Raw genomic sequence first — 20,541 nt, 5'->3', positions numbered from 1 at the left:
ACGCACCCCCTGGGAATCCACATGACTGGCAATGACTCGCTGCAACGCCTAGCCGAGGTGATCGAATCGCGCAGGGGCGGCGACCCCGACAAGAGCTACGTCGCGCGCCTCTTCCACAAAGGCACCGACGCCATCCTGAAGAAGATCGGCGAAGAAGCCACCGAGACCGTCATGGCGGCCAAGGACGGCGACACGCAGAAGATTGTCTACGAGGTGGCCGACCTGTGGTTCCACTCGATGATCGCGCTCGCGGCCTTTGGCCTGAAACCTGCTGATGTGCTGCGCGAGCTGGAACGCCGCGAGGGCCTGTCGGGCCTCGAAGAATTCGCCGCCCGCAAGTCGCAAACCCGAGACCACGAGGAACGCAAGCCATGACGACGAACGATGGATTGACGCCGAGCCCCGTGCCGGCGGGCCTGTCGCCCGAGGCGCGGCATGAGAACAACAAGACGCTCACGCTGATCCTGTACGCGCTCTACGGCGCGAGCATGTTCACCGGCTTCACCGCCATCGTCGCCATCGTCGTCAACTACATCAAGCGCGACGACATGGCGGGCACGATCTTCGAGAGCCACTTCACCTGGCAGATCCGCACCTTCTGGTGGGGGCTGCTGTGGTTCGTGCTCGGCTTCGTGCTGGCCTTCGTGGGGGTGGGCTTCGTGATCCTGTTCGCCAACTGGGTCTGGTTCGTCTACCGCGTGGTGAAGGGCTTCCTGTACGTGATGGACGGCAAACCGATGGAGGTGAAATGAGCACCAGCAGCGCAGCACACACCCACGACGCCAACTGCATCTTCTGCAAGATCGTCGAGGGCAAGATCCCCAGCCGCAAGGTCTACGAAGACGACGAACTGTTCGCCTTCCACGACATCGCGCCCTGGGCGCCGGTGCACTTTCTGATCATTCCGAAGGCGCACATCCCGTCGATGAACGAAACCACGCCCGAAGCACACCAAGCCCTGCTGGGGCGCATGCTGGCGCTCGCGCCGCAACTGGCGCGCGAGCAGGGCGTGACCAACGGCTTTCGCTGCGTCATCAACACCGGGGCAGACGGCGGGCAGGAGGTCTACCACCTGCACCTGCACGTCATTGGCGGCCCACGCCCCTGGGCCAAGGGCTGACACGTGGGCAGTTCTGCCACACACGTCGCCTAAACTTACCGATTCCTCAAGGAGAAAGTCATGGGTTCCTTCAGCGTTTGGCACTGGCTCATCGTGCTGTTGATCGTGGTGCTGGTGTTCGGCACCAAGAAGCTCAAGAACATCGGCTCGGACCTCGGCGGTGCCGTCAAGGGCTTCAAAGACGGCATGAAGGACGGCTCGGCCTCGGCCGCCGACGGCCCGGCCCAGCAAGTGGCCAACCAGAAGGCCAGCGACCCCAACACCGTGGACGTCGACGCCAAGACCAAGTCATGACACCCCCACGTCGTTGCGCGCCTGCCCTGCGACGGGCGCCGGCCACCGGACCGGTCAACCCGTGCCCGGGGCGTGGCGTGATGAACGTCGTTCGCTTCGACGCTGCCATCAGCGCATGACGTGAGGCTGCACCTTGATTGATTTCGGTTTCGACAAGCTGGCGCTGATCGGTGCGGTCGCGCTGATCGTCATCGGCCCCGAGCGCTTGCCCCGGGTCGCGCGCACCGTCGGTGCCTTGCTGGGCAAGGCCCAACGCTACGTGGCCGACGTGAAGGCCGAGGTCAACCGGTCCATCGAACTTGACGAGCTCAAGAAGATGAAAGACCAGTACACCGATGCGGCGCGCGAGGTCGAAAGCCAGCTCAGCAGCGAACTCCGCCAGGCGAGCGCCGCGATCGGCGGCGACCCCTGGGGCGTCAACCCCGAGCTGACACCGGCGGACTACAGCGGCGAGGCCTACACGCCCCCGCCGCCCTCTTACAAGCACCCGAAGAAGAACTGGCGCCTCAAGCGCGGCGCGATGCCCCAGTGGTACAAGCAGCGCCACGGCATTCGCGGCAAGGCGCAGTCGGGTGCGGCGCGGGTGGCGCGGTTTCGCCCACCGCGCAACCACGCCTGACCGGCCTGATCCATGAGCTCCTATGACGACAAGCCCGACGAACTGGCGGGCACCGAGCAGCCCTTCGTCGCCCACCTGATCGAGCTGCGCGATCGCCTGATCCGCGCGACGATCGCCATCCTCATCTGCTTCGGCATCCTGATGGCGTGGCCGGGGTCCGGCGCGCTGTACGACCTGTTGGCCGCGCCGCTGGTGTCGCACCTGCCGAAGGGCGCGACACTGATCGCCACCAACGTGATTTCGCCCATTCTGGTGCCGCTCAAGATCACCTTGATGGCCGGCTTCCTGGTGGCCTTGCCCTACGTGCTGTTCCAGGCCTGGGCGTTCATTGCGCCGGGGCTCTACAACCACGAGAAGAAGCTGGTGCTGCCGCTCGTGATGTCGAGCACGGTGCTGTTCTTCGTCGGCGTGGGCTTTTGCTACTTCCTGGTGTTGCCGGCCATGGCGCAGTTCATCCAGAACTTCGCCCCGCAGAGCATCACCGCCGCGCCAGACATCGAGCAGTACTTCGGCTTCGTGCTGACGCTGTTCGTGGTGTTCGGGCTGGCCTTCGAGGTGCCGATCGTCGTGATCGTGCTCGCACGCATGGGAATCGTCAGCATCGCCAAGCTCAAAGAGTTTCGCGGCTACTTCGTCGTGCTGGCGTTCATCATCGCCGCGGTGGTGACGCCGCCGGACGTGATCTCGCAGCTGGCGCTGGCGATCCCGATGTGCATCCTCTACGAGGTGGGCATCTGGGCGGCGCAGATATTCATCAAGCACACCAAGGCCCCCGACGCGGAGCAAGCCCCCAGCGACGCGGCGCCTTGACGCGGCGCGCGGCGGCTTCTGCAGGGATCTTCAGCGGCCTTCGCCGCCCGGTCGCATCTGACGCGGCCGCTGGGCGACCGTGACGGTCAATTCGAGCGCACGCTCGCCACGCTGCACGCCGATCACGGCCGGTGCCGCCGGCTTGAGTTCGGCCACGGCGGTCAGCAGCTGAGCGGTGTTGGTCACCGGGGTCGGGCCCACCTTCACGACCACGTCGCCGGGCCGCAGGCCGCCACGGCTGGCCGGGCCGTCCTGCAGCACGCCGGTGATCAGCACGCCTTCTTTGATGGGCAGGTTGAAGGTCTCGGCGATCTCGGGGGTCAGGTCGCGTGGCTCCACGCCGATCCAGCCCCGCGTGACCTGGCCTTCGCGGATCAGGCCTTCCATCACCTGCTTGGCCGTCGTCACGGGAATCGCGAAGCCGATGCCCATGCTGCCGCCGCTGCGCGAGTAGATCGCGGTGTTGATGCCGATCAAGTTGCCCTGCGCGTCGACCAGCGCGCCGCCGGAGTTGCCGGGGTTGATGGCCGCGTCGGTCTGGATGAAGTTCTCGAAGGTGTTGATGCCGAGCTGGTTGCGGCCCAGCGCGCTGATGATCCCCGAGGTGACGGTCTGGCCGACGCCGAACGGGTTGCCGATGGCGAGCACCACGTCGCCGACCTTGGCCGTGTCGGCGCTGCCGAAGGTGATGCTCGGCAGCTTGTCGAGTTCGATCTTGAGCACGGCGACGTCGGTCTCGGGGTCGGTGCCCACGAGCTTGGCGTTGGCGCGGCGACCGTCGGTGAGTTGCACCTCGATGTCGTCCGCCCCCTCGATGACGTGGTTGTTGGTGAGCAGGTAGCCCTCGGGTGAGACGATCACGCCCGAGCCGAGGCCCACCTGCGCGCGGCGCTGCTGCTGGGCCTGGTCACCGAAGAAGAACTGGAACCACGGATCCTGGTTGTGCGGGCTGCGCGGCGGGGCTTTGCTGGCCGTGATGCTGACGACAGCCGGCGTGGCGCGTTGGGCAGCGGCCGCATAACTCTGTACGACCACCACGCCGCTGGCGGCGAGCATCGGGGCGCTCGCGGCAGGCGCAGCCTCCATGATCGACACGATGCTGGGCAGCACCTCGGCGCTCGGTCCCCGGCGGATCCACTCGGGCTTGAGCGTCGCCACCACAAAGAGCACCGCCACGGCCACCGTGACGGCTTGCGAGAAAATGAGCCAAGTCTTGCGCATCCAACGAGTTCCTGTCCATGCCAGCCCTTCGCACCGAGCTTGAGTCGTACCTGAGCACCCTGCTGGACGTGGGGAAGTTCAAGGATTATGGGCCGAACGGGGTGCAGGTCGAGGGCAAACCCCAGGTGCAAAAGCTCGTCTCGGGCGTCACGGCGAGCCTGGCCTTCATCGAGGCCGCGGTGGCCGCGCAGGCCGATGCGGTGCTGGTGCACCACGGCCTGTTCTGGCGAGGGTATGACGGGCGCATCACCGGGTGGATGAAGCGGCGCATCGAGCTGCTGCTGGCCCACCAGATCACGCTGTTCGCCTACCACCTGCCGCTCGACGCGCACGACGAGCTGGGCAACAACGCGCAGTTCGGTGCCAAGCTCAAGCTGGTCGCCGATGCGCGCTTCGGCGAGCAAGACCTGGGCTTCATCGGCAACACGCAGCAGCCGCTGACCTCGGCCGCACTGGCCGCGATGGTCAACTACCGGCTCGGGCGCGCGCCGGTGCTGATCGAGGGCGAACCGGGGCGCGTGCTCAAGCGCATCGCGTGGTGCACGGGTGGCGCCCAGGGCTACTTTGAAGCCGCCATCGCGGCCGGGGCCGACGCCTTTCTGACCGGCGAAATCTCGGAGCCGCAAGCGCACTTGGCGCGCGAAACGGGCGTGACCTTCCTGGCCTGCGGCCACCACGCGACCGAGCGCTTCGGCGCACCGGCCCTGGCCGCGCACGTGGCCGACCGGTTCGGCGTCGAGCACCAGTTCATCGAGATCGACAACCCGGCATGAGTGCGTCGATCCGCCCCTTTCCGGCCGACGCGCGGCGCCCGTCGCGCGGCCGTTCGGCCAACGACGGCTGGACGCCCTTGGCGCTGACGATGGGTGACGCCTGCGGCATCGGCCCCGAGATCATCGCCAAGGCCTACCGCGCCGGCGAGGCCGCAGACGCGGTGGTGCTCGGCGACGTGGACGTGATGCGCCGCGCGGTGGCCGACGTGGGCGGCGGCCTGGTGGTCGCGCGCATCGACGCGCTGCGCGACGGCGCCGAGGTGCCGGCCGGCACCGTGCCGGTGCTGCAGGTCAAGGGCATCGCGCCAGGCCTGGCGACGGTGCCGCTGGCGCAAGTCGACGCGCGGGCCGGTGGCGCGGCGGCGGCCTGCATCGAGCGTGCGGTGCGCGCCGTGCAGGTGGGCGAGGCGCGCGCCATCGTCACCGCGCCCATTCACAAAGAGGCGCTGTCGGCCGCCGGCGTGCCGTACCCCGGCCACACCGAGATGCTGCAAGCGCTGGCCACGCCCGCCGGCGAACCGATGCTGCCGGTGCGCATGATGCTGGCCAACGACGAGCTGCGCACGGTGTTGGTGACCATCCACATGTCGCTGCGAGAGGCGATCGACGCGGTGACTTTCGAGGCGGTGCTCGACACGATCCGCATCACGCACCAGTCGGCACGGCGCTTCGGCATCGCACACCCGCGCATCGCCGTGGCGGGGCTGAACCCGCATGCGGGCGAGGGTGGGCTCTTCGGCGACGAAGAGCTGCGCATCATCGGCCCCGCGATCGAGGCCGCCCGCGCCGAAGGCATCGCCGCGAGCGGCCCGTATGCGCCCGACACGGTGTTCATGCGCGCGCGCCACACGAACGACCATCCGGGGGAGTTCGACCTCGTCGTGGCGATGACGCACGACCACGGCCTGATCCCGGTGAAGTACCTCGGGGTCGAACAGGGCGTGAACGTGACGCTGGGACTGCCCTTCGTGCGCACGAGCCCCGACCACGGCACCGCTTTCGACATCGCCGGCACCGGCCAGGCCGATGCATCGAGCCTGATCGCCGCGCTGCGCATGGCGCGCCAGCTCAGCGCGGGCTGAGCGCGGTCAGGGCCGCGTGGCGGCGCCTGCGGCGGCCTTGGCCGAGGCCGACAGCGCGGCCAGCTGCTTGCGCGCACGCGCGGTGGCGCGCTCCAGCAGGTAGGCGCGCTCGAAGGCCTTGAAGCGGCCGGTTTCGCACAGGCGCGACAGCATGCGCGCGGTGAGCGACACCGTCTCTTGGTGGCGCTTGCCACGGGTGAAGACGAAGAACGCCCGCCCCGGGCTGATGTAGCTCAGGCGCACCTTCTGCCACTGGTCGTTCACGTTCATCTGGTACGCGAAGCCGAGGCGGATGTGTTCCATCAGCGCGAGACCCTGCGTGGGCTCGGCCGGTTCGTTGGCCGAGAGGTCGATGTCCACGCCGCCGAGGTCGATGTCCAGCGGGCCGATGTCGGTGTCGCCGCCCAGGCCGCCCGGCTGGGTGTCGGGGCCGGTGCTGGCTTCGTCGGCGGTGAGGTCGATGTCCAGCTCGCCGGACCAGTTGACCGCCGACTCATCGACGAGGCCGATGCGCTTTTTCTCTTCCTCAGAGAACCGCGGCTCGATCGGCTGCTCGTCGCCGGCGAGCGGCACGTCGCGCAGCAACGCATCGGGTTCGGGCACCGGTGTGTTGAAGACGCCTTCGAGCTGCTTGGCCAGCAGGTTGTATTCGAGCTCGGACAGCGGCACGCCTTTGAGCGATTCGGCATGCGCCGGCAGCAGCTTGCCGAAGAAGTCTTTCTGCGCGGCCTCGGGCCAGCCGATCAGGGCCATGCCTTCGTTCAGGTCCTTCATCAGCGGCGGCAGCTGCAAGAGGAACTTCTTGCGCATCGCCGGTGAGCCCTTGGGCTGCACGCTGAGCACGAGTTCGCGGCCCGCGCGCTTGAGCCGCTGAGCCAGGTCGCTGTGGGCGCCGTCGCGCTTGGTGGCCTGGGCCAGCGCCTGGCTCCAGACCTGGGCCAGGAAGTCGCGCAGGTAGTCCTGCATCGACAGCGGAGCCAGCGCGGCGCGCAGCTGCAGCATGTAGCGTTGCTGCACGCGCAGGTCGGACTCCTTGTTGTCGACGATCGACACCGCCGCGGTGTTGCTCTCGACGCTTTGCCGCGACGACTGGGCGATGAACTGCTCCAGCTCGTTCAGCTTGGCGCTGTAGAGGTCCATCTGGTCGAAATCGCCCTCGACGATTTCTTGCACCAGGTCACGCACGCGGGCGAGGAAAGTCTTGCCGGGGCCGTCGTCGAATTCTTCGAACGCGCAGGCCAGCGAGGCCAGGCGGTTGACGAAGCGCCGCACCGGGTGCTTGCGCGACGAGAAGAAGGTCGGGTCGCCGAGTGCCACGCGCAGCACCGGCAGCTGCAGCCGCGCAATCTGCCGCGCCATCTGTGGCGGCACGCGCGGGTCGGACAGGATCTGGTCGAACAGGCTGCCGACGACATCGATCACCATGTGATCGAGCGCACCCGTCGAGGCCTGGCGCAGCTCGTCGCGGTGCGCGCGGATCATGTTCACCGCCATCAGCCCCGGCAGGCTGTCGGCGTAGCCGGCTCCGCCGCCTGGCAGCGAACCGGCGCCGGTGCCGAGCGGAATGTCCACCCCGCCGCCGGCTCCCGGCAGCCCCTGCGGCATCGTCAGGCCGCCCAGGTCCCCCGGGCGCGTGGCGATCGAAGTCAGGCGCCGCAGCAGCGTCATCAGCTCGGCGTCGGCCTGGGCCGACACGCCCGGGCGCGGCGTGAAGCGTCCGCTGCCCGAGCCCCCGACGCGCGCGCCCGGCACGCCGCCGGTGGTCGTGGGTGCGAACCCGGTGGGCCGGCCGGTCCGGCCCGACATCGGCCCGGCATCGAATTCGCTGACCGAGGTGGGGCCGAAGTTGCCCCCGGTGGACATGCCCGACTCGCGCTGCAGGGTCGAATAGCCCGAGATCACCCGGTCGCGTGCCAGCTCGTTGCCGGGGCCTTCGACGGTGCGCACCGACAGATTCACCGGCACGATGCCGCGCGCTCGCATGTCCTTCAGGATCTCGGCGTAGCAACTGGGCATCACCTTGCCCAGCGCGGCGCCCATTTCCCGGGCCAGCAGCTTGCGCACCTCGCTTTCCTTCGAGACCGCCTCGATCGCCTTGAACATGGCGGTGCCGATCACGTCCGGGCGGATCGGGTTGCGGTCCTGGTCGGCGCGCCCGATGCCCAGCAGGGCCCCCGAGAATGCGGCCACGTCGCGCAACTCCCATTCGCACTCGTGTGTGATGGTGGCGGCGATGCGGTCTGCGAACATGCGCTCTTCGACTTCGTCGTCGCCCACCAGGCTGAGCGATTGCCAATCGGTCTCGGCCAGCCGGCGGGTCGAATCGGCGGTGGGCTGCAGCTCGCGCGCCAGACGCTTGCTCAGCGAATCGCCGAACACCAGCCCGAAGGTGCCCATGTTGCGGCGCAGATCGAGCTGCGCGCCAATGAACGTGTCGCGCTCTTGCAGGCGGGTGGTGGACGAAGCCAGGGTGCCCAGGTGGTCGGCCATGCGATCAGCGACGGCTGCGGCCGTCGTCTTGATGTGGCTGATGGCGGCGGCGAAGGCCGCCTGGGCTCGCGGATCGATCGAGTTCATCTCAGGGGAAGAACCGGCCTGGGCATGCGCACGGGTCGCCCCGGCGGTCGAGTTTCAAGTATGAGCCCAAACCGCAGGCCGTCCGGTGCCGCTTCTGCCGCCGCGCCAAACGCGCGTCGGCCGTCCTTGGCCCGGGGCCCAGGGCTCACTTTTTCAGCGCGTCGCGGATCTCGCGCAGCAGCACGATGTCTTCCGGGTCGGCCGGTGGCGAGGCCGCGGGCGCTTCCCGCTTGAGTCGGTTAATTTGTTTGACCATCAAGAAGATGATGAAGGCCAGGATCAGGAAATTCAGCGCAACCGTGATGAAGTTGCCATATGCGAACAGCGGCACGCCCGCCTTGGTGAGCGCCTCGTAGGTCATCGGCCCGCTGTACCCGGCGGGCGGATCGGACAGCATCAGGAAGTAGTTCGAGAAATCGAGGCCCCCCACCACGCGGCCGATGACCGGCATGATCAGGTCCTTGACGATCGAGTCCACGATCTTGCCGAAGGCCGCGCCGATGATGACGCCGACCGCCAGATCGACGACGTTGCCTTTGATGGCGAACTCTTTGAACTCCGTGACGAATCCCATGTGATCGGCTCCTGGCTGGTTGTGTGTTGACAAGGCGGGACGGGCGCGCGCCGGCAAGTATGCCAACCCCCGGGTTGCGCGCGGGTGTCCAAACGCGACGCGAACGAGCGCCGCAGGGCTTCGGCGAATCGGCAGCTGCCGATGCTTTCGGCCCTTGACACGTCGATTAGAATTATCGGTTACCCCCGACCGTTCAAGTCTCAAGTCTTTCGAGGACCCTCATGAGTGACCAGCAAGTCGATCAAGGCCGCCGAACCTGGGTTGCCATCGCCTGTGGCGCCGGTGCCGTCGGCGGCGCTGCCGTCGCGGTGCCCTTTGTCAGCACCTTTCAGCCGTCCGAACGTGCGCGCGCCGCGGGCGCCGCAGTCGAAGTCGACATCAGCACTCTCAAGCCGGGCGAGAAGATCACGGTCGAATGGCGCGGCAAGCCGGTCTGGATCGTCAAGCGCACACCCGAACAGCTGGAATCGCTGGCCAAGCTCGACGCGCAAATGGCCGATCCCAAGTCCGAGCGCAAGCCGGCCGAACTGACGCCCGAATACGCCCGCAACACGCACCGCTCGATCAAGCCCGAGATTCTCGTCGCCGTCGGCATCTGCTCGCACCTGGGCTGTTCGCCGTCCGACAAGTTCCAGACCGGTGCCCAGCCCTCGCTGCCCGACGACTGGCAAGGCGGCTTCCTCTGCCCGTGCCACGGTTCGACCTTCGACATGGCTGGCCGCGTGTTCAAGAACAAGCCCGCTCCCGACAACCTCGAAGTGCCCCCGCACATGTACCTGTCCGATTCGCGTCTGCTGATCGGCGAAGACAAGAAGGCCTGACCCAGGCGCAACGGCATTTCAGGAGATTTCCCCCATGGCTGAGTTCAAGACCGTCCCCGCCGACGCGCCGGCCGCCCAGAAGCTGATGAACTGGGTGGACAACCGCTTTCCGGCGACCAAGCTCTACAAAGAGCACCTGTCCGAGTACTACGCACCGAAGAACTTCAACTTCTGGTACTTCTTCGGTTCACTGGCGTTGCTGGTGCTGGTGATTCAGATCGTCACCGGCATCTTCCTCGTGATGCACTACAAGCCCGATGCGAACCTCGCGTTCGCGTCCGTCGAGTACATCATGCGCGACGTGCCCTGGGGCTGGCTGATCCGCTACATGCACTCGACCGGCGCCTCGGCGTTCTTCGTGGTCGTCTACCTGCACATGTTCCGCGGCCTCATCTACGGCAGCTACCGCAAGCCGCGTGAACTGGTCTGGATCTTCGGTTGCGGCATCTTCCTTTGCCTGATGGCCGAGGCGTTCATGGGCTACCTGCTGCCCTGGGGCCAGATGTCGTACTGGGGCGCCCAGGTCATCGTGAACCTGTTCGCCGCCGTGCCCTTCGTCGGCCCCGACCTCGCCCTGCTGATCCGTGGTGACTACGTCGTGAGCGACGCCACCCTGAACCGCTTCTTCAGCTTCCACGTCATCGCCGTGCCGCTGGTGCTGCTGGGCCTGGTGGTGGCGCACATCATCGCGCTGCACGAAGTGGGTTCGAACAACCCCGATGGTGTCGAGATCAAGGCCAAGAAGGACCCGAAGACCGGCATCCCGCTCGACGGCATCCCGTTCCACCCGTACTACACGGTGCACGACATCCTCGGCGTCAGCGTGTTCCTGATGATCTTCACTGCGATCATCTTCTTCGCGCCCGAGTTCGGCGGCTACTTCCTCGAATACAACAACTTCATCCCGGCCGACCCGCTGAAGACCCCGGCGCACATCGCCCCGGTCTGGTACTTCACGCCCTACTACTCGATGCTGCGCGCCACGACCGACCAGATGGTCTACGTGCTGGTGGCGCTGATCGGCCTGGGTGCGGTGCTGGCCCTCGTGAAAGGCGGCCTGTCGGGCAAGGGCAAGCTGCTCGTGGCCATCGGTGCCATCGTGGGTGCCGGCCTGCTGCTGACCTTCGAAGCCAAGTTCTGGGGTGTGGTCGTGATGGGCGGCGCCGTCGTCATCATGTTCTTCCTGCCCTGGCTCGACCGCTCGGAGGCCAAGTCGATCCGCTACCGTCCCGATTGGCACAAGTGGATGTACGCCGCCTTCGTCGTCTGGTTCTTCGTGCTGGGCTACCTGGGCGTGCAGCCACCGTCGCCGGTGGGCGAGCGCGTCTCGCAAGTCGGCACGCTGTTCTACTTCGGCTTCTTCCTGCTGATGCCGTGGTGGAGCCGCATCGGCCAGTCCAAGCCGGTTCCTGACCGTGTCACTTTCAACCACTGACGTGCGGCTGCCCGGAATGCACACCATGAAGAAACTGATCCTGATCCTGCTGGCCTCGTTCGGCCTCGTGACCGGCGCTGCGGCGGCCGGCGGCGGCATCCCCTGGGACCGCTTCCCGACCAACAAGGTGACCGACATGGGCGCGCTGCAAAACGGCGCGAAGCTGTTCGTCAACTACTGCCTGAACTGCCACCAGGCGGCGTTCATGCGCTACAACCGCCTGCGCGACATCGGCCTGACCGAAGAGCAGATCAAGGCCAACCTGCTGTTCGCCACCGACAAGGTCGGCGACACCATGAAGGTCACGCTCGACCCGAAGCAGGCGAAAGAATGGTTCGGTGGCCTGCCGCCCGACCTCACCGTGATCGCACGTTCGCGTGCGGCCGCCGGCCAGGGCAGCGGCGCGGACTATCTCTACACCTACCTGCGCACCTACTACCGCGACGACACCAAGGCCACGGGCTGGAACAACCTCGCGTTCCCGAGCGTCGGCATGCCGCACGCGCTGTGGGAACTGCAAGGCCAGCGCGCCGCCAAGTTCGTTGACGAAAAAGACCCGCACGACGCCAGCAAGACCGTCCACAAGTTTGCCGGCTTCGAGCAACTGACTCCCGGCAAGCTGACGCCTGCCGAGTACGACGAAGCGGTGGCCGACCTCGTGGCCTACTTGCAATGGATGGGCGAGCCCCAGCAGAACTACCGCGTGCGCCTGGGCGTGTGGGTGCTGCTGTTCCTCGGCCTCTTCACCGTGATTGCGTGGCGCCTGAACGCCTCGTTCTGGAAAGACGTGAAGTAAATCGACGCGACGCCGGTGGCGCGGTCTTGCGACGCGCGCCCGGTTCGCTGGCGGAGTGGGGGCCCAGCATCGAGCTGCCCACTCCGTTTGTGTTTTAGACCCCGAACCCCAAGGAGCCGTCACCATGATGGTGCTTTACTCCGGAACCACCTGCCCCTACTCGCACCGCTGCCGTTTCGTGCTGTTCGAAAAGGGCATGGATTTCGAAATCCGCGACGTCGACCTGTTCGCCAAGCCCGAAGACATCGCGCTGATGAACCCGTACAACGAGGTGCCGATCCTCGTCGAGCGTGACCTCATCCTGTACGAGTCGCACATCATCAACGAGTACATCGACGAGCGCTTTCCGCATCCGCAGCTGATGCCCGGCGACCCGGTGGCGCGCGCGCGTGTTCGCCTGTTCCTGCTGAACTTCGAAAAGGAACTGTTCGCGCACGTGAACGTGCTCGAGTCGCGCGGTGTCAAGCCGACCGACAAGCAGCTGGAGAAGGCCCGCTCGCAGATCCGCGACCGCCTCACGCAGCTCGCGCCGATCTTCCTGAAGAACAAGTACATGCTGGGCGACGACTTCTCGATGCTCGACGTCGCGATCGCCCCGCTCTTGTGGCGCCTCGACTATTACGGCATCGACATGTCGAAGAACGCCGTGCCGCTGCTCAAGTACGCCGAGCGCATCTTCTCGCGTCCGGCCTACATCGAAGCGCTGACGCCGTCCGAAAAGGTGATGCGCAAGTAAGCGCACGGGGCATGCGGTTCATGTCTGTCCTCGCACAACGGGTCGATTCCGAACGGGCCGACATCCACCTCGGGTGTCGATCTCGTCGCGTTGCGGGCGAGGGGCTCGCATGAGCCAGATCCCGACCACGCCCGGCAGTGCGGGCACTTCAACGCGCCCATACCTGATCCGCGCCCTGCACGACTGGTGCACCGACAACGGCTTCACGCCGTACATCGCGGTGTTCGTCGATGCCACCGTGCAGGTACCGGCCGAGTACGTGAAGAACAACGAGATCGTGCTCAACCTCGGCTTCGAGGCCACCAGTGGCCTGCAGATGGGCAACGAGCAGATCGAGTTCAAGGCGCGTTTCGGCGGGGTGTCGCGCGAGATCCTCGTGCCCGTCGATCACGTGATCGCGATCTACGCCCGCGAGAACGGCCAGGGCATGGCGTTCCCGATGCCCAGCGAAGCGGCGTCTTCGCCGGTGGCCGCAGTGCCGGTCGAGCCGGCGCCGCGTGACGAGCGCCCGGCCGGCGGCTTGCGCCTGGCCAGCACCGACGGCACGGCGACCGCTGGTGAGAAGTCCACGCCGGCCGAAGCCGGCGAGCCGGTCGAGCCCCCCGAGCCTCCCGGCTCCGGCGGTGGGCGACCGGCGTTGAAACGCGTCAAGTAGCATCCAGTCGTAAGCGCCGTGCCAGCGGCGCTTATGCCGGCTTCACCGCGCGGTGCGGCCGATAAAATTCAAGATTCAGCCCTTGTAGCTCAGCTGGTAGAGCAGCGGTTTTGTAAACCGAAGGTCGCGGGTTCGATTCCTGCCGGGGGCACCAGCTTCATCGATGCTGGTGGAGGCACAAGACGCAGATACGTCTTGTGATCTCTCGACACTAGCCCGTTTGAACCCTCACCCTGATTGAAGTAACCTGCCAGCCCCGGGCCTGAAGGGCTTGTTCCAAGCGGGGCTGGAGCTGACGCAGCTTCGACGCCACCGCGGCGTTGGCCGCCAACAGCGACCAGCCTTCTTCGTCCACCGGACCGGGCTTCACATGAGCGGCCAGAGCCGCCGGAAGAAACGGCCGGATGGTTTCGAAGCGGGCCTGAGAGTCGCGCAAGAGCTGTTGAAGCCGGGCCAGGGCAGGGCTGTGGTCCAGGACTTCCTGGATGCGTATCGCGTTGGGGGTGACCGGGGGCGGCTTCGGGTTCACCGCAAGGAGTTTAACGATGCAGATCCTCATCACCCACGGGTCGCTGGCACGCACCCGTGTGCTGAGCTTCAACCGCTGGCAACTGCTGGCCGCCATCGGCGCCCTGGCGCTGGTGCTGATGCTCTTGTCCGGCACGATCTACCACGTTGTCTTTCTGAAGGCGGCACGCGAAGGCTGGCCGGTGGTCAGCCAGATCGTGCGGCTGGTGGTGCGCGACGAGTTCGCCCAACGCGACCGCTTCATGCGCGAAAACCTCGACGCCATGGCCAAGAAGGTCGGCGAGATGCAGGCCAAGCTGGTCAAGCTCGAAGCCATGGGTGACCGGGTGTCGACCATGACCGGCGTGAAGCCCGAAGAATTCAAGGTGCCGGCCGCGCCCCCCCGCGGCGCGGCGACCACCGAAGGCCAGGGCGGCCCGTACGTGCCGGCCGACGATGTGTCTCTCGACCAGCTCAACGCCTTGCTGCGCTCGCTCGACGAAAGCGCCGACCAGAACGCCGACCGCTTCACGCTGGTCGAGTCGCGCCTGTTCGAAAAGCGCTTGACCGCGCTGATGGTGCCCAACAGCCGGCCGGTCGATGGCCCCATCGGCTCGGGCTTCGGCTTCCGGGCCGACCCGTTCTCGGGCCGCGCCGCCTTGCACACGGGGCTGGACTTCCCGGCGGCGACGGGCACGCCCATCCTGGCGGCGGCAGGTGGTGTGGTGCGCTCGGCCGAGTACCACCCGGCCTACGGCAACCTGCTCGAGATCGACCACCGCAACGGCCTGACCACGCGCTACGCGCACGCGTCGGCCTTTCACGTGAAGGCGGGCGACCTGGTCAAGCGCGGCCAGCGTGTGGCCAGCGTGGGCAGCACCGGCCGCTCGACCGGGCCACACCTGCACTTCGAGGTGATGGTCGATGGCGTGCCGCAAGACCCGGCGAAGTTCCTGGGCTCGAACGCCTCGGGCCCCGTGGTGGCCGACGCCGCCAAGCCCGCCGCCCACCGCCACTGACCCCGTCTCAAGACCCTCTGCCCTGGCGAAAGCACGGGCTTTCGGTGACATGGCCGGCGGTTAAACTTGCCGGCTTTTGCCGCTGGCGCAGCGCCTGTTCTCGGGGTCGTCCCTGACTTGCAAGGCCGCTGGCGCACCCCAGTTGCATAGTCTTCTTTGCGCGTCGCAGCCCTGGCCGCGGCGCGCTGCCTTCAGTCTCAATCCTCGACATCGCATGTTGCCCAAGCTCCTCACCCAGATTTTCGGTAGCCGCAACGACCGGCTGCTGAAGCAATACCGCCAGGTGGTGCAGCAGATCAATGCGCTGGAGCCGCAGTTCGAAAAGCTCAGCGACGACGAACTGAAAGGCAAGACCGAAGAATTCAAGCAGCGTGTGGCCAAGGGCGAGTCGCTCGACAAGCTGTTGCCCGAAGCCTTCGCCACCGTGCGCGAAGGCAGCAAGCGCGTGCTGAAGATGCGGCACTTCGACGTGCAGCTCATCGGCGGCATGGCGCTGCACAACGGCAAGATCGCCGAAATGCGCACCGGCGAAGGCAAGACGCTGATGGCGACGCTGCCGGTGTACCTGAACGCGCTGTCGTGCAAGGGTGTGCACGTGGTGACGGTGAACGATTACCTCGCGCGCCGCGACGCCGAGTGGATGGGCAAGCTGTACAACTTCCTCGGGCTCACCGTCGGCATCAACATGCCGCACATCCCGCGTGAAGAGAAGCAGGCGGCCTACAACGCCGACATCACCTACGGCACCAACAACGAGTACGGCTTCGACTACCTGCGCGACAACATGGTCTACGAGGTGGCCGATCGGGTGCAGCGCCCGCTCAACTACGCCATCGTGGACGAGGTGGACTCGATCCTGATCGACGAGGCGCGCACGCCGCTGATCATCAGCGGCCAGGCCGAAGACCACACCGAGATGTACGTGCGCATCAACGCCGTCGTCCCGAAGCTCAAGAAGCAGATCGGCGAGGCCGACCCGCGCACCGGCGAGGGCGTGATCGAGCCGGGCGACTTCACCGCCGACGAAAAGTCGCAGCAGGTCTTCCTGACCGAAGACGGCCACGAGAAGGCGGAGCAACTGCTCAGCGAAGCCGGCCTGCTGGCCGAGGGCGCGAGCCTGTACGACGCCGCGAACATCACGCTGATGCACCACGTGTACGCGGCGCTGCGGGCCCATCATCTGTACGCCAAAGACAAGGACTACGTCGTGCAGAACGGCGAAGTCGTGATCGTCGACGTGTTCACCGGCCGCCTGATGACGGGCCGCCGGTGGTCCGACGGGCTGCACCAGGCCGTCGAGGCCAAGGAAGGCGTGAAGATCCAGAGCGAGAACCAGACGCTCGCGTCGATCACCTTCCAGAACTACTTCCGCATGTACACCAAGCTCGGTGGCATGACGGGCACGGCCGACACCGAGGCCTACGAATTCCAGGAGATCTACGGCCTCGAGACCGTGATCATTCCGCCCAACAAGCCGACCGCCCGCAAGGACGAACTCGACCTCGTCTACAAGACCGACAAGGAGAAGTTCGCCGCGGTCATCGAAGACATCCGCAGCTGCCACCAACGCGGCCAGCCGGTGCTGGTGGGCACGACCTCGATCGAGAACTCCGAGCTGATCTCGGGCCTGCTGCAAAAGGCCGACCTGCCGCACCAGGTGCTCAACGCCAAGCAGCACGCGAAAGAGGCCGAGATCATTGCGCAGGCGGGCCGCCCGGGCGTCATCACCATCGCCACCAACATGGCCGGCCGCGGCACCGACATCGTGCTGGGCGGTAACGTCGAGAAGCAGGTGCAGTTCGTCGAAGCCGACGAGTCGCTGAGCGAGGCCGAGAAGGCCGAACGCATTCAAAAGCTGCATGACGAGTGGAAGGGCCTGCACGAGCAGGTCAAGGCCGCCGGCGGCCTGCGCATCATCGCCACCGAGCGCCACGAGTCACGCCGCATCGACAACCAGCTGCGTGGCCGTTCGGGACGCCAGGGCGACCCGGGTTCTTCGCGCTTCTACCTGTCGCTGAACGACCCGCTGATGCGCATCTTCGCGGGCGACCGCGTGCGCGCCATCATGGACCGCCTGAAGATGCCCGAGGGCGAGGCGATCGAAGCCGGCATCGTGTCGCGCAGCATCGAAAGCGCGCAGCGCAAGGTCGAAGCGCGCAACTTCGACATGCGCAAGCAGCTGCTCGAATACGACGACGTCTCGAACGACCAGCGCAAGGTCATCTACCAGCAGCGCAACGACATCCTCGAAGCGACCGACCTCGAAGGCCAGATCGCCGGCTTGCGCAAGAGCGCACTGACCGACGTGGTGCATGAGTACGTGCCGCCCGAGAGCATGGAAGAGCAGTGGGACCTCGATGGCCTGCAGCGCGTGCTGAAGGACGAGTGGCAGATCGAGCTGCCGCTGAAAGAGACGGTCGAGAAGAGCGACTCCATCACCGACGAAGAGATCGTCGAGATGGTGCTCAAGGCCGGTGATGCGCTGTTTGCCGACAAGGTCGAACGCGTGGGTGCGGAGCAGTTCCGCCCCTTCGAGCGCATGGTGCTGCTGCAATCGCTCGACTCGCACTGGCGCGAGCACCTGGCCGCGCTCGACTACCTGCGCCAGGGCATCCACCTGCGCGGCTACGCGCAGAAGAACCCGAAGCAGGAATACAAGCGCGAGGCCTTCGAGCTGTTTGGCCAGCTGATCAACATCGTCAAGAACGACGTGACGCGCACGCTGCTGACGGTGCGCATCCAGACGCAGGAAGAAGCCAACGCCGCCGCCGAGGCCATCGAGAACCGCGCCGAGTCGTTCAGCAACGTGACCTACACGCACCCCAGCGAAGACGGCAGCGTCGTGCAAGAAGCCGACCCGCTGATCTTCGGCTCGGACGTGCCCAAGGTGGGCCGCAACGACCCGTGCCCCTGCGGCAGCGGCAAGAAGTTCAAGCAGTGCCACGGCAAGCTGGCCTGAGCCCGGTCCTGCCGAGCACCAGAAAAACGGCCCGCGAGGGCCGTTTTCTTTTGCGCGGTCAGCGGCTCGGCGCTCGGTGCAGGCAGGCGATGCCCACCGCGTCGCCTTCGACACGCGGGTAGCGCGTCAGCACCTCGGGGTCGTGCCCCGGCACCAGGTACGTGGGCGAACCGGCCACGTCTTTCAGTCGGCGATGGCCGTCGAGCATCTCGGCGACGTTGAAGACGATGGGGAAGGGCCGCTCGTCGGCGATGTTCTCGTAGTAGTGCGCGGCGTCGGATGCGAGCACCACCCAGCCGCGCGGTGTGTGCACCCGCACGGCTTGCAGGCCCTGGGTGTGGCCGCCGACAAGCATCAGCTCGACGCCTGGTGCGACGCGGCTGTCGCCCGCGTGGAAGACCACGCGGTCCGCGTACACGTGGCGCACGAGCTCCACGACGTCATCGACCGCGTAGGCGTGGCGCAGCGGGGCATGGCACATGCAGCGGCCGGTGGCGTAAGCCATCTCGCGCTCTTGCACGTGAAAGCGTGCGTTGGGCAGCCGGGGCAGGTTGCCCGCATGGTCGTAATGCAAATGGGTGAGCACGACGTCGCGCACCTCGTCGGGGGCCACGCCGACCGTGCGCAGCGCGTCGATGGGGCAGCGCATGAATTCGCGGTCACGGCGCCGGGCGGTCTCGGCCGAGAAGCCGGTGTCGACCAGCACATGGCCGAGGCCCGCATCGCGCGGCGCCTTGAGCAGCCAGACGTAGAAGTCCATCGGCATCGGGCCGTCATGCGGGTCTGCCGGCAGGAAGTTGTCTCGCCGTTGCCGCGGCATGTGGGCGTAGCGGACGGCGTAGACCTCGTAGGCGGGCGGGGGCGTCGGGCTCATCGGGCGCGGGGGCGTGACCAAGGGTGGCCCCGATTCTGCGGCGAAGCGTGCCGGACGCGTCTCGTGGGATGCCCAGCCCCAGCACACACATCGCACGGGGCTGGCCTGCCGGCGGCTTGTCCTACATCGCCACGGCCTGCGCGCTGGCAGCCGTGGCGCACCGCCGGCCTAGGCTGGATGCCCCGATCACACCGAGGAAGGCACACGCCATGGCCCATCACGTCTACAAATCGCTCGAGCTGACCGGCTCGTCGCCGGATGGCATCGAGGACGCCATCCGGCGCGCCATTGCAAAGGCGCATGAAACGGTGCGACACATCCAGTGGTTCGAGGTGGTCGAAACGCGTGGCCATGTGGCCGACGGCGCGGTGGCGCACTGGCAGGTGACGCTGAAGATCGGTTTCACGCTCGAATGAGCGCCGGGGCGGGCCCAGCGCGTCGGGCATCTTGAAATTGACGGGTGGGCCCTGACGTTGATCGCATGCCGGGCTCGCCCGGTGCCGATAGAAAGGGACCCGATGAACGCCACGCAACCGACCCTCCACCTGCCGCCCGAACTGCACAACGTGCTGGCGCTTGCGGCGTTGCTCGAACGGGTCGAACACAGCCTGGAGCCTGTCGCCCCCGAGCAATACCGCACGGTGGCGCAACGGCTCGGCGAGGCCCTGCGCGGCGTCGAGCCCAGCCCGCTGCTGCTGGCGATCCTCGCGGCCAACCCGTCGGCAGCCGAGGTGTACGAAAACCTGCGCTATGAGCATGCCGGCCTGTGCCTGGCGCCGCTCGAAGCGGCCACGCAGGCCGAACTGACAGCCCGGCAGGCCATCACGCGCGCCGCGGGCTCACCCACCGCCGCGCAGGGCTGACCGGTCAGAGCAGGCCCGCTTTGCCGGCGGCTTCGACCAGCCGGCGCGCGAGGGTGGACACCTGCCCGCCCACGTCGTTCGACGCGGCGCTGCTCACGCGGGCGGTCCACAACAGGCGGCCGCTCGCCACCTCGGTGATCACCCCATCGGCGGCGTAGGTGGCTTCGCTGCGCCCGCCGCCCAGCGGTGTCGAGATCCCGACCCCGATGCCTCCGCTGCCCACGCCGAAGCCGATCGACGGCCCCGGGCGCGGGGTCGACAGCCCGGGCTGCACCACCGCACTCAGCACCGCCGCCGCACCGGCCAGCCGCGCTTCGGGCAGCAACTCGTTGGCGTTCATCGGACGCCAGGGCGAGGTCGGCGCCGGCTCGGCTGCCAGCACCGGCTGGCCGCCGCGCTGGCGCACCTGCTGCACGAGCTGGTCGCGGCAGATCTGCTTGACCACCGGCTCGTAGGCATCGCAGGCGACCAGCACCTTGGCGCGTGCGAAGGTCTTGCCGCCGAGCTGCGGGTCCACCCACTGCGCATCGGGCGCGGTGGCGCAGCCAGCGAGCGCTGCGGACAGGCACAAGGTGCCGAGCACGAGGGGGCGGGTCGGGGTCATGGGTGTCTCCGTGGCGGGGTGCCGGTGAGGGTAAGGGCTTCGTGCCAGCCACGCCACCGTGCGGGCTTGCGAGCGGCCGGGGCGCCGTGCCATGATGCGCGCCCCATGCACCCGAACGCCCGCCCCAAAACCACGACCGCCCGCGCCCTTGGCGCGGTGGCGTCGTCGTCGGCGCGTGCGGTCTCGGGTCGCGTCGTCATTC

23 protein-coding genes and 1 tRNA gene are annotated in these 20,541 nt (G+C 67.1%); 18 read left to right on the top strand and 6 right to left on the bottom strand.

Features of this window, described 5'->3' with window-relative positions; genetic code table 11:
* The first annotated feature begins 21 nt into the window (after nucleotides 1-21).
* The 6 genes from AC1KAT_RS05540 to tatC all read left to right on the top strand — a co-directional run bounded on the left by AC1KAT_RS05540 (nucleotide 22) and on the right by tatC (nucleotide 2,843).
* Entirely contained in the window at nucleotides 22-375 is a 354-nt protein-coding gene (locus AC1KAT_RS05540) for a phosphoribosyl-ATP diphosphatase (protein WP_480323604.1), read from the top strand.
* Nucleotides 372-752: a DUF4870 family protein gene (locus AC1KAT_RS05535; protein ID WP_480323602.1), complete on the top strand. Its 381-nt coding sequence runs from the start codon at nucleotides 372-374 to the stop codon at nucleotides 750-752. Before AC1KAT_RS05540 ends, AC1KAT_RS05535 begins: the two co-directional genes overlap by 4 nt.
* The gene (locus tag AC1KAT_RS05530; protein WP_480323600.1) at nucleotides 749-1,120 is read left to right on the top strand and encodes a histidine triad nucleotide-binding protein; all 372 of its coding nucleotides are present in this window, start codon (nucleotides 749-751) and stop codon (nucleotides 1,118-1,120) included. Before AC1KAT_RS05535 ends, AC1KAT_RS05530 begins: the two co-directional genes overlap by 4 nt.
* A 60-nt stretch (nucleotides 1,121-1,180) precedes the next feature.
* Nucleotides 1,181-1,414: a Sec-independent protein translocase subunit TatA gene (gene tatA / locus AC1KAT_RS05525; protein ID WP_480323598.1), complete on the top strand. Its 234-nt coding sequence runs from the start codon at nucleotides 1,181-1,183 to the stop codon at nucleotides 1,412-1,414.
* 133 nt (nucleotides 1,415-1,547) lie between these two features.
* Entirely contained in the window at nucleotides 1,548-2,033 is a 486-nt protein-coding gene (gene tatB / locus AC1KAT_RS05520) for a Sec-independent protein translocase protein TatB (protein WP_480323596.1), read from the top strand.
* Nucleotides 2,034-2,045: 12 nt separating this feature from the next.
* Complete coding sequence (gene tatC / locus AC1KAT_RS05515; RefSeq protein WP_480323594.1) at nucleotides 2,046-2,843, top strand: twin-arginine translocase subunit TatC; 798 nt, start codon at nucleotides 2,046-2,048, stop codon at nucleotides 2,841-2,843.
* A gap of 30 nt (nucleotides 2,844-2,873) precedes the next feature.
* On the opposite strand, the gene AC1KAT_RS05510 is transcribed toward tatC, so the two are convergent.
* Nucleotides 2,874-4,064: a S1C family serine protease gene (locus AC1KAT_RS05510; protein WP_480323592.1), complete on the bottom strand. Its 1,191-nt coding sequence runs from the start codon at nucleotides 4,062-4,064 to the stop codon at nucleotides 2,874-2,876.
* A gap of 17 nt (nucleotides 4,065-4,081) precedes the next feature.
* Here AC1KAT_RS05510 and AC1KAT_RS05505 point away from each other — a divergent pair, with 17 nt between their 5' ends.
* Complete coding sequence (locus AC1KAT_RS05505; protein WP_480323590.1) at nucleotides 4,082-4,837, top strand: Nif3-like dinuclear metal center hexameric protein; 756 nt, start codon at nucleotides 4,082-4,084, stop codon at nucleotides 4,835-4,837.
* A complete protein-coding gene (pdxA, locus tag AC1KAT_RS05500; protein ID WP_480323588.1) occupies nucleotides 4,834-5,919 on the top strand; it encodes a 4-hydroxythreonine-4-phosphate dehydrogenase PdxA in 1,086 nt (361 codons plus the stop codon). The genes AC1KAT_RS05505 and pdxA overlap by 4 nt, the downstream gene beginning before the upstream one ends.
* Nucleotides 5,920-5,925: 6 nt before the next feature.
* On the opposite strand, the gene AC1KAT_RS05495 is transcribed toward pdxA, so the two are convergent.
* Together AC1KAT_RS05495 and mscL are read right to left on the bottom strand one after the other, a co-directional pair.
* On the bottom strand, nucleotides 5,926-8,496 hold the full coding sequence (locus AC1KAT_RS05495) for a DUF1631 family protein (RefSeq protein WP_480323586.1): 2,571 nt from the start codon (nucleotides 8,494-8,496) through the stop codon (nucleotides 5,926-5,928).
* 145 nt (nucleotides 8,497-8,641) lie between these two features.
* Nucleotides 8,642-9,070 (bottom strand): large conductance mechanosensitive channel protein MscL, encoded by a 429-nt coding sequence (mscL, locus tag AC1KAT_RS05490; protein ID WP_480324313.1) that lies wholly within the window; start codon nucleotides 9,068-9,070, stop codon nucleotides 8,642-8,644.
* Between the two features lie 221 nt (nucleotides 9,071-9,291).
* Between mscL and petA the strand changes: the two genes are divergently transcribed.
* From petA to AC1KAT_RS05460, 6 genes are all read left to right on the top strand, one after another.
* Complete coding sequence (petA, locus tag AC1KAT_RS05485; RefSeq protein WP_480323584.1) at nucleotides 9,292-9,891, top strand: ubiquinol-cytochrome c reductase iron-sulfur subunit; 600 nt, start codon at nucleotides 9,292-9,294, stop codon at nucleotides 9,889-9,891.
* Between the two features lie 34 nt (nucleotides 9,892-9,925).
* Entirely contained in the window at nucleotides 9,926-11,326 is a 1,401-nt protein-coding gene (locus AC1KAT_RS05480; RefSeq protein WP_480323582.1) for a cytochrome b, read from the top strand.
* Between the two features lie 25 nt (nucleotides 11,327-11,351).
* Nucleotides 11,352-12,122, top strand: coding sequence for a cytochrome c1 (locus AC1KAT_RS05475; RefSeq protein ID WP_480323580.1), 771 nt, complete (start codon nucleotides 11,352-11,354; stop codon nucleotides 12,120-12,122).
* A 124-nt stretch (nucleotides 12,123-12,246) separates the two neighbouring features.
* Entirely contained in the window at nucleotides 12,247-12,858 is a 612-nt protein-coding gene (locus AC1KAT_RS05470) for a glutathione S-transferase N-terminal domain-containing protein (RefSeq protein WP_325478605.1), read from the top strand.
* Between the two features lie 109 nt (nucleotides 12,859-12,967).
* Entirely contained in the window at nucleotides 12,968-13,513 is a 546-nt protein-coding gene (locus AC1KAT_RS05465) for a ClpXP protease specificity-enhancing factor (protein WP_480323577.1), read from the top strand.
* 78 nt (nucleotides 13,514-13,591) lie between these two features.
* Nucleotides 13,592-13,667: transfer RNA gene (locus AC1KAT_RS05460), tRNA-Thr, on the top strand.
* A gap of 57 nt (nucleotides 13,668-13,724) precedes the next feature.
* Here the strand turns inward: AC1KAT_RS05460 and AC1KAT_RS05455 are convergent.
* Nucleotides 13,725-14,072 carry a DciA family protein gene (locus AC1KAT_RS05455; RefSeq protein WP_480323575.1) on the bottom strand — a complete coding sequence of 116 codons (348 nt, stop codon included), beginning with the start codon at nucleotides 14,070-14,072 and terminating at the stop codon, nucleotides 13,725-13,727.
* Here AC1KAT_RS05455 and AC1KAT_RS05450 point away from each other — a divergent pair.
* Together AC1KAT_RS05450 and secA are read left to right on the top strand one after the other, a co-directional pair.
* Complete coding sequence (locus AC1KAT_RS05450) at nucleotides 14,059-15,039, top strand: M23 family metallopeptidase (protein WP_480323573.1); 981 nt, start codon at nucleotides 14,059-14,061, stop codon at nucleotides 15,037-15,039. The two genes, AC1KAT_RS05455 and AC1KAT_RS05450, sit on opposite strands and share 14 nt — an antisense overlap.
* Before the next feature lie 214 nt (nucleotides 15,040-15,253).
* Nucleotides 15,254-17,998: a preprotein translocase subunit SecA gene (secA, locus tag AC1KAT_RS05445; RefSeq protein WP_480323571.1), complete on the top strand. Its 2,745-nt coding sequence runs from the start codon at nucleotides 15,254-15,256 to the stop codon at nucleotides 17,996-17,998.
* 58 nt (nucleotides 17,999-18,056) lie between these two features.
* Here the strand turns inward: secA and AC1KAT_RS05440 are convergent, their stop codons facing one another.
* The gene (locus AC1KAT_RS05440; protein ID WP_480323569.1) at nucleotides 18,057-18,872 is read right to left on the bottom strand and encodes an N-acyl homoserine lactonase family protein; all 816 of its coding nucleotides are present in this window, start codon (nucleotides 18,870-18,872) and stop codon (nucleotides 18,057-18,059) included.
* 209 nt (nucleotides 18,873-19,081) lie between these two features.
* Between AC1KAT_RS05440 and AC1KAT_RS05435 the strand changes: the two genes are divergently transcribed.
* A complete protein-coding gene (locus AC1KAT_RS05435; protein ID WP_480323567.1) occupies nucleotides 19,082-19,288 on the top strand; it encodes a dodecin in 207 nt (68 codons plus the stop codon).
* 102 nt (nucleotides 19,289-19,390) lie between these two features.
* On the top strand, nucleotides 19,391-19,735 hold the full coding sequence (locus AC1KAT_RS05430) for a hypothetical protein (protein WP_480323565.1): 345 nt from the start codon (nucleotides 19,391-19,393) through the stop codon (nucleotides 19,733-19,735).
* Between the two features lie 4 nt (nucleotides 19,736-19,739).
* On the opposite strand, the gene AC1KAT_RS05425 is transcribed toward AC1KAT_RS05430, so the two are convergent.
* The gene (locus AC1KAT_RS05425) at nucleotides 19,740-20,339 is read right to left on the bottom strand and encodes a hypothetical protein (RefSeq protein ID WP_480323563.1); all 600 of its coding nucleotides are present in this window, start codon (nucleotides 20,337-20,339) and stop codon (nucleotides 19,740-19,742) included.
* Nucleotides 20,340-20,541: the final 202 nt, after the last annotated feature.

Source organism: Piscinibacter sp. PDB5-1 (genome assembly GCF_056676035.1).
This window is presented reverse-complemented; position numbering and strand designations above follow the sequence as displayed.